Raw genomic sequence first — 13,047 nt, forward strand, 5'->3', positions numbered from 1 at the left:
GGGGGGACGGAACCGCCCGGCGGGCGGGCCGGTCACCGGGGGCCGCGGCGTGGCACCCGGCCCGGCGAGCGGGTGAACCATAGGGTCGAGGCATGTCCACCGACCTGCGCGCTCGCCCCGGGCGCGACGACTTCGACCGCGTCGTCGCCGAGCTCGAGGCGTTCCGCTGGAGGCCGGGCATCGACGTCGAGACGATCGGCGCCCCGCAGCGCATCGCGCCGTACGGGCACGCGATGGAGGCCGGGCTGGGGGCCGGCGACGAGGACCAGGGCCTCGGACGACTCATCCTGCTGCACGACCCGGCCGGCAACGACGCCTGGGACGGCGACTGGCGGCTCGTCACCCTCGTACGGGCCGACACCGACGCGGACATGGTCGCCGACTCCCTCATCGGGGAGGTCGCCTGGAGCTGGCTCGTCGAGGCGCTCGACGAGCACGGTGCGGCCCTCACCGCCCCGGCCGGCACGGTGACCACCGTGACGAGCCGCTCGTTCGGATCGCTGGGCGCCGAACCCGATCGCGCCGAGATCGAGATCCGGGCGAGCTGGACCCCCCTGCTCGACGATCCCCCGGGCATCACCGCCCATCTGCGCGCATGGCAGCAGCTCATGTGCCAGGCGGCGGGCCTGCCTCCCCTGCCCGAGAAAATCACCCCTCTCCGCACCGCTCCCCTCGCGACAGGAACACGATGAAGGATCCGGCTGACGGCACGCAGACCGAGACGGAGCTCGACGGCCGGATCGACCCCGAGTCCGGACTGCCCATCCTCGCGATGCCCCGGGAGGGCATGCCGCCCCTGGTCGACGACGACGCGCTGCTCGCCGAGTGCATCGAGGCGCTCGGCTCGGGCACCGGCCCGGTGGCCATCGACACGGAGCGGGCCCAGAGCTTCCGCTACAGCGGCCGTGCTTATCTCCTCCAGCTGCGCCGCTCCGGCGCGGGCACCTGGCTCATCGACCCGCAGGCCTTCGAGCCCGGGGACGGCTCGGTGGCCGACCTCGGCGCGCTGCGCGAGGCGATCATCGACGCCGAGTGGATCATCCACGCAGCCAGCTCCGACCTGCCCTGCCTCGTGGAGCTCGGCCTGCTCCCCGAGCGGCTCTTCGACACCGAGCTCGCCGGGCGCCTGCTCGGGCTGCCGCGCGTCGGGCTCGGCCCGATGACGGAGAGCTACTTCGGTGTCCATCTGCTCAAGGAGCACTCGGCCGCCGACTGGTCCAAGCGCCCCCTGCCCGCCGACTGGGTCGCCTACGCGGCCCTCGACGTCGAACTGCTCATCGAGCTGCGCGCCCTGCTGTGGCGCCAGCTGCACGAGGAGGGCAAGTGGGCCTGGGCGCAGCAGGAGTTCGCGCACATGATCGACTCCCACCGCACCCCGCCGGACCCGCCCGCCGAGCCGTGGCGCCACGTCAACGGTCTCCACACGGTGCACAGCCGCCGCGGCCTGGCGCTGGTGCGCGAGATCTGGGGCGAACGCGACCGGCTGGCCCACGACCTCGACCGGGCCCCCGGCAAGATCCTCCCTGACAAGGCGATCAGCGAACTGGCCGGGCGGATCACCAAGGAGAGCCCCGAGGTGCCGGGCATGACGCAGATGGACACCATCGTGGGCTTCAAGCGTCGCAACGCCCGCCGTTACCGGGGGCGCTGGGTCGCCGCGGCGACGCGCGTCGCACGAATGCCCGAGTCCGAGCTGCCCCGCCTGCGGGTGCCCCACGAGGGCCCCTCGCACCAGCCGCGCAACTGGCAACGCACCAACCCCGACGCCTGGCGCCGCTGGCAACGTGTGCGCCCGGCGATGAACCGCCTGGCCAAGGCGCTCCAGGTGCCGCCGGAGAACCTCATCGCCCCCGAGACGCTGCGCTGGCTCGCCTGGGAGCCGCTCGAGGCCGTCGACGCGGAGCACGCCGCGGCGAGGCTGGCCGCCCACGGCGCCCGCGAATGGCAGTGCCGGCTGTGCGCGCCGGTGCTCGTCGCCGCGCTGGGCGCGACGCCGCCCGCGGACCGGGACTGAGACCGGGCGGTCCGGCGCCCGACCGCTAGCGGGCCAGGCGGCTCCAGGTCGCGGCGACGGACTCGGCGATCGGTTCGGCGGTGAGACCGAGATCGGACAGCACCTCGGCGCGCGTGGCGACGGGCAGGTACTCCTGCGGGATGCCGAACTGGCGCATCGGCACCTCGACGCTCGCCGCGTCGAGGGCGAGTTCGAGCTGCGAGCCGAGACCGCCGACGACCTGGTTGTCCTCGATCGTCACGACGAGGGCGTGCTCGGCCGCCATTGCGAGCAGCGGCTCGGCCATCGGCAGCGCCCACAGCGGGTCGACGACGGTGACCGACAGGCCCCGGGCCGCGAGGATCCGCGCGACGCCCAGCGCCGTGCCGGTCAGCTGGCCGAAGCCGATGAGGAGCACCTCCGGACGCTCGCCGCGGGCCAGGACGTCGACGCCGTCGCGCCTGTCCACGGCCTCGATCGGGTCGGGGAGCTTGTCCTTGGAGTAGCGGATGAGACTCGGAGCGTCGTCGATGTCGACGGCCTCGCGCAGCGCGGCGCGCAGCCGCGTCGCGTCGCGCGGACAGGCCAGGTGGATGCCCGGCACGAGGCCCGCGATCGAGCAGTCCCAGACGCCGTCGTGGCTCGCACCGTCCGAGCCGGTCACGCCGGCGCGGTCGAGGACGACGGTGACGCCCAGATGGTGCATGCCCACGTCGAGGAGCAGCTGGTCGAAGGCCCTGTTGAGGAAGGAGGAGTAGACGGCCACGATCGGGTGCAGCCCGGCCCGGGCCATGCCTGCGGCCGCACCCATGGCGTGCTGCTCGGCGATGCCGACGTCGAAGACCCGGTCGGGATGGGCGGCGGCGAAGCGCCCCAGGCCCACCGGGTGGAGCATCGCCGCAGTGAGCGCCACGAGGTCCTCGCGCTCGGCGCCCAGCGCGACGAGCTCGGCTCCGAAGGCGTCGGTCCAGGTGGCCTCGACCGAGGGCGTGAGCGGCTCGCCGGTGCACTCGTCGATCCTCCCGATGGCGTGGAAGCGATCGCGCTCGTGGTTTTCCGCCGGCACGAAGCCCTTGCCCTTGCGGGTGATGGCGTGGACGATGACCGGCCCGCCGAAGCCCTTGGCCTGGCGCATGGCGACGGTGAGCGCCTCGAGGTCATGGCCGTCGATCGGACCGATGTACTTCAGCCCGAGGTCGCTGAACAGCCCCTGCGGGGCGAGGACGTCCTTGAGGCCGATCTTGAGGCCGTGCAGCAGGTCGTAGGCGGGCCTGCCGACCAGCGGGGTGTGCGAGACGTTGGCCTTGAGGCTCTCCATGGCCCTCTCGTAGCGCGGATCGGTGCGCAGCCCGGACAGCTGCCGGGACAGGCCGCCGACAGTCGGCGAGTAGGAGCGCCCGTTGTCGTTGACGACGATGACCATGGGCAGCTCGGGCTCGTCCGCGATGTTGTTGAGCGCCTCCCAGGCCATGCCGCCGGTGAGCGCGCCGTCCCCGACGACCGTCACGACGGTGCGGTCGCGCTGACCGGTCAGGGCGAAGGCGCGCGCCATGCCCTCGGACCAGCTGAGGCCAGCCGAGGCGTGGGAGTTCTCGAACCAGTCATGCTCCGACTCGCCCCGGTTCGGGTAGCCGGACAGCCCGCCCTTCTGGCGCAGCCGGTCGAATCCGTCGGCGCGCCCCGTGAGGATCTTGTGGACGTAGCTCTGGTGCCCGACGTCGAAGACGATGGGATCCTTCGGCGAGTCGAAGACGAGATGGATCGCCATCGTGAGCTCGACGACGCCCAGGTTCGGACCGAGGTGGCCGCCGGTGCGCGCAACGTTCGTCACGAGGAACTGACGGATCTCCTGCGCCAACGACCGGAGCTCCCCCGCGGTGAGGGTGCGCAGGTCGGAGGGCTTGCGAATACGGTCCAGCAGCGCCATGTGCGTCAGTCTAGGGCCGGTCGCCGAACCGGACGGAGCCGGTACCGTTCCACAGCGGGAGATTATCCACGGCCGCGCCCCAACATTTGCGGGGCGATTCCCGCTATGGTGGGGCCGAAGCGGACGCCGCGACCTCCTCGGGAGGAGGACGGGCTTGACGAAGAGGACGGGCAGCCCCTGATGACCTCACGACGCACGCCGGCAGGCGACGACGACCAGCAGCGCGGGGGTCTCGCGCTGCCCGTCGCCGAGCTGGTGGCCGCGCTCACCGACGTCGTCGCGCAGGTCCACGCCACTCTCGGCCCGAGACTCAGCGGCCTGTGCGTGCGCCGCCGTCTGAACACCACGTGCTGCCGGACGGTCCAGATGCAGGCCGGAGTGCGCTCGGACTGGGAGCTGACCCCGATGGCCTGCCTGTTCGACCCGGAAAGCACCTGCATCCTCACCGGCTCGCAGCCGAGCTGTCCGCGCACGATGGCCGAGGAGGAGGTCGTCGGGGTGCAGCTCGGCGACCCCGATGAGGGATTCGGCTGGCTGTGGCACGTCGACCCGCGCAGCACGGACCCCGATCGGCGCCTGGCAGCCGAGCTCGTCCTGACGGCGCTGGCCGGCATGGCCGAGCGGCTCATGGCCAGGGCGGTGCGGGCCGACGACTCTGAGGCCCGCACGATCGCCGGCGAGCGCGAACGGATCTCGCGGGAGCTGCACGACGGCGTCGCGCAGGTCCTCGGCGCCACCCACCTGAGGCTGTCGGCCCTGGCCGAACGCGAGGAGCTCGACGAGGGGACGGCCGCCGAGCTCGCCCGGATCGGCGAGGACTGCGCGTTGGCCTACTCCGACGTCCGTGAAGCCATCTGGGACCTGCACCTGCCCGAGGAGGCGACCGGTCCGCTGGCCTCGTGCATCCGTTCGGCGACGAGCGCCTTCGAGCGCCGCACCGGCATCACCTGCCGGGTCGAGCTGACCGGCCCGGACGCCCCCCTGCCCGCCGGGACGCGCCTGCAGCTGCTGCGCGTCGTGCAGGAGGCGCTCACCAATGTGCGCAAGCACGCGAAGGCGAGCTGCGTGGACGTGACGGTGCGCACCGGGCCGGGCGGCACCACCGTCAACATCAGCGATGACGGGGTGGGCTTCGAGAGCTCGCCCGCCGACCCCGGCCGCTTCGGGCTGCTGTCGATGCGCGAACGCATCGAGGGGATCGGCGGGCGTCTGAGCATCATGAGCATCCCCGGGGCGGGTACGTGCGTGAGCGCCGTCGTGCCCCTCGCCCTGCGCGACGAGAACCACGGCGAAAGGATGCATGCATGAGCACGATCCCGCCGGAGCAGGAGCGCGGGAATCCGATCCGCGTCGTCATCGCCGACGACCAGACGCTCTTCCGCCGCTCCGTCGGAGCCCTCATCGACCGCGAGGACGACATGACGGTCGTCGGCGAGGCCTCGAACGGGCTGGAGGCGCTCGAGACGATCGACTCCAGCGATCCCGACGTGGTGATCCTCGACCTGGAGATGCCGGTCATGGGCGGGGCCCGCGCCGCCGCGATCCTGCGCGAGTGCCACCCGGGCCTGAAGATCGTCATGCTCACCGTCCACGACGAGAACGAACTGCTGGCCGAGGCGATCCGCGCCGGGGCCGACGGCTATCTGCTCAAGGACCTCGAACCCGCCGAGCTGCTCCGGATGATCCGCGGCGTCATGGCCGACCAGTCCCCGCTGTCGCCGCGGCTGGTCGGCGGGCTGCTCGAGCAGCTGCGCAACGGCCTGGACGGGCACCGGATCATCGGGCCCCGACTCGACGCCGCGCACGGCCTGAGCCGACGCGAGCTCGAGATCATGGCCCTCGTGGCCAAGGGCATGTCGAACCGCGAGATCGCCACTCATCTGACCATCACCGAGGGGACGGTCAAGAACCACGTGCACAATGCGCTGCGCAAGCTCGGCATGAGCACCCGCGGCCAGGCCGCCGCGTACCTCGTCCGGAACGGCCTCGCCGCCCGGACCTGAGCCGGGCACAACCCCGCGCCGGGAATTTTTCTATCCGTTCTGTGCCCTTGTTGTGCCCTCGTCCCCATGGACGCGACAACCCGTCCCCATCATGATGGGAGTGTGAGATCCGCATCACGGCGGAGGAGGACGATCATGACGAGCGGGCGCCGTCGAACGCAGGGCGCGCTGGCCGTTGCGCGCCGTTGGCTTCCCGGGATCTGCGGGCTGCTCGTCGGAGTCCTGGTGGGGCTGGCGGCCTTCACCTTCGTCTACGCCAACGGGATGTCCTACCTCGGCCACGACCCGAAGGCCTGCGCCAGCTGCCACGTGATGCAGGACTACTACGACGCCTACACCGCCGGCCCGCACCACCACGTGGCGGAGTGCAATGACTGCCACACGCCGCACGACCTCATCGGGAAGTACGCCGTCAAGGCCGAGAACGGCCTGCACCACTCGATCGCGTTCACCACGGGCAACTACCCGCAGAACATCCGGGCGCGCGACGTCTCGCTGCGGATCGTCAACGAGAACTGCATCCGCTGCCACGGCGGATTCACCCACGACGTGCTCGCCAGCCAGAAGGACGACGAGCAGATCATGTGCATCCGCTGCCACGAGGGCGTGGGCCATGACAAGTGAGCGCACGGGATCACCGACGGCCGCGGCCGTCCCACAGGAGGGGTCCGATCCGGCCAACCCGGCCGGTCGGCGCCACGAGCACAGGCACAGGAGGTGAGAAGAGGATGAGCGGATCGAACCAGTCGCGGCACGTGCCGCGGATCTCGCGCATGAACAGGACCGCCATGTTCATCGTGTTCCTCGTCGCCGGCGCCCTGATCATCATCGGGATCGCCGCACTGCTCATGAGCATCTTCAACCACAAGGAGGAGGGCAAGGAGCAGTTCACCGAGGTGGTGGCGCTCGACGAGACGACGATCGATCCCGCCGTCTGGGGGCAGAACTTCCCCGAGGAGTACGAGTCGTACATGAAGACCAGCGACCCGGACCCGGGGAACTACTTCCCGCGCACCCCGACGGCCGACGACCCCCGCGAGTGGACCAGCTATGACAACCTGGCGCATGACCAGCGGCTCGTGACCATGTGGGCCGGCTACGCGTTCTCGCTCGACTACACCGAGCCCCGCGGGCACAACTGGATGCTCGTCGACCAGCGCCACACCAAGCGCACGACCCAGGTGAAGCAGCCCGGCTACTGCCTCAACTGCCACGTGAGCGTGCCGAAGCTGTTCACCGACCTGGGCAACGGCGACGCCGAGGCCGGCTGGTCGAAGATGAACTCGATGACCTACGATGAGGCCTACCCGATCGCCGAGCACTACGGCGCGCTGTCCTGCATCGACTGCCACGACCCCGCGACGATGAAGCTGCGCGTCACCCGTCCGGCCTTCATCAAGGGCATCGCGGCCTACAAGGCCTCGCAGGGCGTCAAGGACTACGACGTGAACAGCGACGCCTCCACCCAGGAGATGCGCACCTACGTCTGCGCCCAGTGCCACGTCGAGTACTACCAGTCGCCGACCGACAAGAACCTCACATTCCCGTGGAACAACGGTCTGACGATCGACGACGAGTACAACTACTACCAGCAGATCAACTTCACGGACTTCACGCACAAGCTGACCGGCGCCTCGATCATCAAGGCCCAGCACCCTGATTTCGAGACCTGGTCGAACGGGCCCCACGCCCAGGCCGGCGTCACCTGCGCGGACTGCCACATGGCTTACCAGAGCGCCGGCGCGAAGAAGGTCAGCAATCACCACGTCACCTCGCCGATGGCCGACGTCAACGGAACCTGCGGCACCTGCCACAAGGCCTCCGACGACGAGATGAAGGCGCGCGTGGCGACGATCCAGACCCGGTTCTACCAGGCCCGCGACGTCTCCTTCGACGCCCTCGTCGACCTCATCGACGACATCGAGGCGGCCCAGACCAACGGCACCCCGCAGGATCGCATCGACGCGGCGCGCAACTACCAGCGCAAGGCGAACTTCTACATGGATTACGTGGAATCCGAGAACTCCCACGGCTTCCACGCCCCGGAGTACTCGCTGCGGATCCTCAACGACGTGACCGACACGGCACGGCAGGGCCAGCTCGCACTGGCCGGGGCCGATGTCCCGAGCACGCCCGAACCCGGCCGGCCCCATGACGAGGCCGCCCCGCAGCCGGCCGGCTCGACCCCGATCAACACCGCCACGGCGGCCGCCCCGACCCCATCGGACTCCCCGTCGTGAGGCGGTGACGGTCGGCCACGAGCCAGGAGGTGCGGCACCGGTACGTGTACCGGCGCCGCACCTCCTGTGCCCAGCACATATCCGACGGTGGATACCGCACCGGGTTCGCGCTTGTCACACTGTCGGACAGCGAGAAATTCGGATCGATGACGAACCGGAGATGATGATGACGCGGCATTCGAGCCTGTCAGGGGTCAGACGCACGCTGCTGGACTCCTTGGGGATGCCCCCGGACGCGAGCGACGAGGAGCTGGCCGACCGAAGGGAGGAGCTGCGCGGATCGCTGGACACCGCGCCGCAGGCCCGCCGGAAATGGATCGAGCAGCAGCTCGCGAGGATCGACGCGATCACCGCGCTCGACGCATCGGGGGAGATCATCGAGGCCGACGCGGACGAGGAACCCGACCCCGATGACCCGGTCGCCCTGGACGAGATCGACGAGGCGTCCGAGACCCGCCGCCGGACGGCCCGCGGGGCCGGCCGGCGAGCACCCGTCACCGGGGCCGACGCGGACGACTCCCCCGCCCCGTCCACGCGACAGCAGCGCGCCACGGCGACCGCGCAGCGGCGCAGCGGGGCCGGCCGGCAGCGGGCCGACGCCACCGCCTGGGTGGCGCGGGTCGTCATCGTCGCCCTCGTCGTGGCGGTGGTGCTGGCGGTCTACAAGCTCGGGGCGCCCTCGGGCTCCTCGGGCTCGGACGCGTCGTCCTCCGCCATGATGGCCTCGGCCAGCGCCACGCCGACGCTCGACGCGGCCCAGGTGGCCGAGCTCGAGCAGAAGGTCCGGGACAACCCGCAGGACACCGACTCGATGGGTCGGCTCGCCTCGCTCTACGCGAAGGTTGGGGACTACGCGAACGCCTCGAAGTGGCAGGCCCGGGTCGTCGAGCTCAAACCCGACGACGCCGAGGCCCAGCTGACCCTCGGCGTCTCGTGCTTCAACAGCAACGACTTGGACTGCGCCAAGGAGCACTGGGACATCGTCAACACCCTCGACCCGGACAACGCGGAGCTGCACTTCGACCTGGGCTACTACTACCTGTCGATCGACCCGCCCGACGCCGACAAGGTCAAGCAGGAGTGGAACAAGTACCTCGAGCTGGAGCCCAACGGCGAGTACGCCGAGACCGTCAGGACGCACATGAGCAGCCTCGACGAGACCGGGACCCCCACGCCCAGCGCCTCCTCGACGCCATGAGGAACCATGGAACCGGTCACCCTTCCCATCGCGCTGCTCGCGGGCATCGTCTCGTTCGCGTCGCCCTGCTTCCTGCCCATCGTGCCGGTCTACATCGGCTACGTGGCCCAGGGGCGCGACGGCGCGACGGGCTCGCGACGGCGGGCGGTGACCGGAGCGCTGCTCTTCGTCCTGGGCTTCTCGGCGGTGTTCATGGCGCTGTGGGCGTCCCTCGGGGCGCTGAGCGAGCTCCTGGCCGGCCACCGGGCGGTGCTGCGGACCGTCGGCGGGGCGATCCTCATCCTCCTGGGCCTGCACGTCGCCGGCCTCGTCCCACTGGGTCCGCTGGACCGGAGCAGTCAGCCGCTGCTGCGCGCCGGGCGCTCGTCGTCCCGCCCCGGACTCGCCTCGCTCCTGCTGGGCGTCGGCTTCGGCGCGGGATGGACGCCGTGCATCGGCCCCGTCCTGGGCGGCATCATCGGGCTCGCCCGGATGAGCTCCTCGGCGGGCCGCGGCGCCCTCCTCATGATCGTCTACTGCCTGGGGCTGGGGATACCCTTCATCCTGGTGGCCGCGGGGGCCTCGAAGCTGTGCGACCGGCTCGGCTGGCTCCGGCGCCACCACGTGGCGGTCTCGCGCGTCTGCGGCGCGCTGCTGGCGGTGACGGGTTTCCTGATCATCACGAACCTGTTCGGGCGTCTGGCCGGCTACCTGCCGGTCCTGGCCCCCTGATGACGAGGTGGGGAGACAATGGCGACAGCGAATGATGAGTACGACGAGGAGGCGCCCCAGATCGGGATCGGCGACTTCTTCGGGGCGATCTACCGCTTCTTCCACAACAAGAAGGTCGGTCTGGTCCTGATCCTGGCGATGGGCGTCCTGAGCCTGCTCGGCATCCTCATCGACCAGGCGGACTCGACGGTGCGCGCCGACGCCGACATGTACAACTCCTGGCTGGAGCAGGCGAGGACGAAGTACGGCGGCTGGACGAGCGTGCTCGACACGATCGGCTTCTTCCACATGTTCAGCTCGCCGCTGTACCTCGCGGTGCTCGTGCTGCTGGCCCTGTCGATCATCGCCTGCACGGTGCACCGCATCCCCGTGCTGTGGCGCAATGCGGTGCACCCGAAGACGCGTGTCACCGAGGGCTTCTACGCCCGCGCCCGCACGCGCTCCCGGGCGGTCACCCCGCTGAGCGTCGACGAGGCCCACGACCGGGTCCGGTCGATGCTGTCGAAGGCCCGTTTCCGGGTGGTGACCGACCCGGAGCGCCCCGACCAGCTCTACGCCGACCGCTTCCGCTTCGCGCCCTTCGGCACTGTGCTCGCCCACGCGGCCTTCATCATCATCCTGGTCGGCTTCACCCTGACCGGCGCGGCTGGATTCCACGACGAGAACGTGACGATCCCGCTCGAGGGCCGCGTCGACGTGGGCCACGGCACCGGCCTGCAGGCCGAGCTCATCTCCTTCGAGGACAGCTACTACGACGACGGCTCCCCCAAGGACTACGTCAGCGATCTGGCCGTCTACCGGGGCGACCAGCAGGTGGCCCGCCAGTCGGTGCGCGTCAACCACCCGCTCACCGTCGACGGGGTGTCCTTCAACCAGAGCTCCTTCGGCACGGCCGCCGACGTGACGATCGCCGACGCCGATGGCGTCGGGATCACCACGCAGGTGATCCCGCTGCAGTGGACCACCGACGACGAGCAGAACGCCTACGGCATGGTCACGCTGCCGGACCAGCACCTCGACGTCTACGTGATGGCCGCGGCCTCGGGGGCGACGTCGTCCGAGCTGGCGCCCGGTCAGGTGCGCATCGAGGTCTACGGCGAGGGCGAGCGGACCCTGCGCGGCTCGGGGACCGTCCAGCAGGGCACGCAGGGCACGGTCGGCGGGCTGAAGTTCACCTTCAACCGCGAGAAGGCCTACGCCGGGCTGCTCGTGGCCCGGGACCCGGGCGCCGCCTGGGTGTGGGTCGGCTCGGGGCTGCTCCTGGTCGGTATCTGCACGACGATGTTCGCCCGTCACCGCCGCGTCTGGGTGCGCATCAGCGAGGACCCCTCCGGCGGCGCCCTCGTGCGGTTCGCCTGCCCGGACCGCCACGACACGTCGTTCGAGAACCGTCTTGACCGCATGGCCGCGAGCCTTGGGGACACCGTCGAGGAGGACGCCGACAATGCTTGAGATCTCCCGGTACTGCCTGGTCGCGGGCACGATCGCGGTGGCCCTGGCGCTCATCGCCCAGATCGTCGTCGCGACCGCCCGTACGACCACGACCGCGCACCGCGGGAGGGGGGGAGCAGCCGAGCTCGCGAGGCCGAGGAGCAGGGGCCTGGCGCACTACGCCACCGTGCTCAGCCAACTCGCGCTCCTCTGCTTCACGGCCTGCCTGGTGCTGCGCACGATCGTCGTGCACCGGGCGCCGCTGTCGAACCAGTACGAGTTCGCCGTCTCGTTCGCCTGGGGCATCATGCTGGCGATGGTGGTCGTCGAGTGGCGCACGAGGCTGCGCGTCCTGGCCCTCGCCGTGCTGCCGGTGTGCCTGGCGCTGAGCCTGTACTCGCTGACCCTCGACGACGAGGCCACCGAACTCATGCCGGCCCTGCAGAACGGCTTCCTGCTGCCCCTGCACGTCATCACGGCCTCCCTCGGCTACGGCGCCGCCGCCGTCTCGTTCGCCGCCGCGGTGCTCTACCTGCTGCACGGCCATCTGGGGCGCGTCCGGCTGCCCGGCAAGGAGCGCCTGGACGAGCTCGGCTACCACGCGGTCGTCATCGCGTACCCCCTCATCACGCTCATGATCATCCTGGGCGCCATCTGGGCCAACGTGGCCTGGGGGCGCTACTGGAGCTGGGACCCGAAGGAGACCGCGTCGCTGGTCACCTGGCTGTTCTACGGCGCCTATCTGCACGCGCGGGTCGTCGGCGACTGGCGCGGCAAACGGGCCGCGTGGCTGCTCATCCTGGGTTTCGCGGCGGTGATCTTCACGTTCCTGGGCAATCTCTTCTTCGGAGGTCTGCACTCCTATGCCTGACCGTCACGACAGCGACACGGGACCGGGGGCCGGGGCGGAGGGGTCCGCCTGGACGAGGTTCCGGCGCAGCCCACTGTTCACGCTGCTCGTCCTGACGGTCACGGCCGGCGTCGTCATCGCCGGCGTGTGGCTGGTGAACCACCACGGCGACGCGCAGGAGGACGCCATCACCGCCGTGCAGGTGAGCGGCGGCACCGGACGGCTCGTCGAGACCGGCCAGACGGCACCGGACTTCACGGCGACGACGATCGACGGGCGGACCGTGACGCTCAGCGCCCTGCGCGGCCATCCGGTCTGGCTCGTCTTCGAGGCCAGCTGGTGCGCCTCCTGCCGCTCCGAGGCGCCCGACGTCGAGGCGGCCTACCAGCACGGCGCGGAGGCCGGGCTGGAGGCCATCGGCCTGTACCTGTCGGAGGACTCCTCCGACGTGCAGCGCTACGTCGACGCGCTCGGGCTGACGTACACCCAGGTGCCCGACGAGGGCTCGCGCATCGCCGCCTCGTTCGGCGTCATGGGCATTCCCAGCCATGTGTTCATCGACGCCGACGGCGTCGTGCAGATCGCCCATCCGGGCGCGTTGAGCGCGAGCCAGATGATCGCCGACGTGAACAAGGTGACCGGGCAGGGCTGACCCCGGGGCCGGCACGGGACCGGGACGCCGCAGCAGCGGCGC

12 protein-coding genes are annotated in these 13,047 nt (G+C 70.7%); 11 read left to right on the forward strand and 1 reads right to left on the reverse strand.

Features of this window, described 5'->3' with window-relative positions; genetic code table 11:
* Positions 1–92: 92 nt before the first annotated feature.
* Together K336_RS0106830 and K336_RS0106835 are read left to right on the forward strand one after the other, a co-directional pair.
* Entirely contained in the window at positions 93–692 is a 600-nt protein-coding gene (locus K336_RS0106830) for a DUF3000 domain-containing protein (RefSeq protein WP_021797976.1), read from the forward strand.
* Positions 689–2,014: a ribonuclease D gene (locus tag K336_RS0106835; RefSeq protein ID WP_028706616.1), complete on the forward strand. Its 1,326-nt coding sequence runs from the start codon at positions 689–691 to the stop codon at positions 2,012–2,014. Before K336_RS0106830 ends, K336_RS0106835 begins: the two co-directional genes overlap by 4 nt.
* Before the next feature lie 25 nt (positions 2,015–2,039).
* Here the strand turns inward: K336_RS0106835 and dxs are convergent, their stop codons facing one another.
* Entirely contained in the window at positions 2,040–3,920 is a 1,881-nt protein-coding gene (gene dxs / locus K336_RS15080) for a 1-deoxy-D-xylulose-5-phosphate synthase (protein ID WP_043150479.1), read from the reverse strand.
* A 180-nt stretch (positions 3,921–4,100) separates the two neighbouring features.
* Between dxs and K336_RS16955 the strand changes: the two genes are divergently transcribed.
* From K336_RS16955 to K336_RS15105, 9 genes are all read left to right on the forward strand, one after another.
* Entirely contained in the window at positions 4,101–5,228 is a 1,128-nt protein-coding gene (locus tag K336_RS16955; protein ID WP_021797972.1) for a sensor histidine kinase, read from the forward strand.
* Complete coding sequence (locus K336_RS0106850) at positions 5,225–5,923, forward strand: response regulator (protein ID WP_021797970.1); 699 nt, start codon at positions 5,225–5,227, stop codon at positions 5,921–5,923. Before K336_RS16955 ends, K336_RS0106850 begins: the two co-directional genes overlap by 4 nt.
* Before the next feature lie 135 nt (positions 5,924–6,058).
* A complete protein-coding gene (gene nrfH / locus K336_RS0106855; protein ID WP_028706617.1) occupies positions 6,059–6,547 on the forward strand; it encodes a cytochrome c nitrite reductase small subunit in 489 nt (162 codons plus the stop codon).
* A gap of 104 nt (positions 6,548–6,651) precedes the next feature.
* Positions 6,652–8,163, forward strand: coding sequence for an ammonia-forming cytochrome c nitrite reductase subunit c552 (locus K336_RS15090; protein WP_081660649.1), 1,512 nt, complete (start codon positions 6,652–6,654; stop codon positions 8,161–8,163).
* A gap of 223 nt (positions 8,164–8,386) precedes the next feature.
* Positions 8,387–9,361 carry a tetratricopeptide repeat protein gene (locus K336_RS15095; protein ID WP_155945017.1) on the forward strand — a complete coding sequence of 325 codons (975 nt, stop codon included), beginning with the start codon at positions 8,387–8,389 and terminating at the stop codon, positions 9,359–9,361.
* 6 nt (positions 9,362–9,367) lie between these two features.
* Positions 9,368–10,072: a cytochrome c biogenesis CcdA family protein gene (locus K336_RS0106870; protein ID WP_021797979.1), complete on the forward strand. Its 705-nt coding sequence runs from the start codon at positions 9,368–9,370 to the stop codon at positions 10,070–10,072.
* An 18-nt stretch (positions 10,073–10,090) separates the two neighbouring features.
* A complete protein-coding gene (locus tag K336_RS15100) occupies positions 10,091–11,524 on the forward strand; it encodes a cytochrome c biogenesis protein ResB (protein ID WP_021797968.1) in 1,434 nt (477 codons plus the stop codon).
* Positions 11,517–12,374 (forward strand): c-type cytochrome biogenesis protein CcsB, encoded by an 858-nt coding sequence (gene ccsB, locus K336_RS0106880; protein ID WP_028706618.1) that lies wholly within the window; start codon positions 11,517–11,519, stop codon positions 12,372–12,374. The genes K336_RS15100 and ccsB overlap by 8 nt, the downstream gene beginning before the upstream one ends.
* Positions 12,367–13,005, forward strand: coding sequence for a TlpA family protein disulfide reductase (locus tag K336_RS15105; RefSeq protein WP_028706619.1), 639 nt, complete (start codon positions 12,367–12,369; stop codon positions 13,003–13,005). Before ccsB ends, K336_RS15105 begins: the two co-directional genes overlap by 8 nt.
* Positions 13,006–13,047 lie beyond the last annotated feature (42 nt).

Origin of the sequence: Propionibacterium acidifaciens DSM 21887 (assembly GCF_000426605.1) — a bacterium.
Lineage (GTDB): Bacteria > Actinomycetota > Actinomycetes > Propionibacteriales > Propionibacteriaceae > Propionibacterium > Propionibacterium acidifaciens.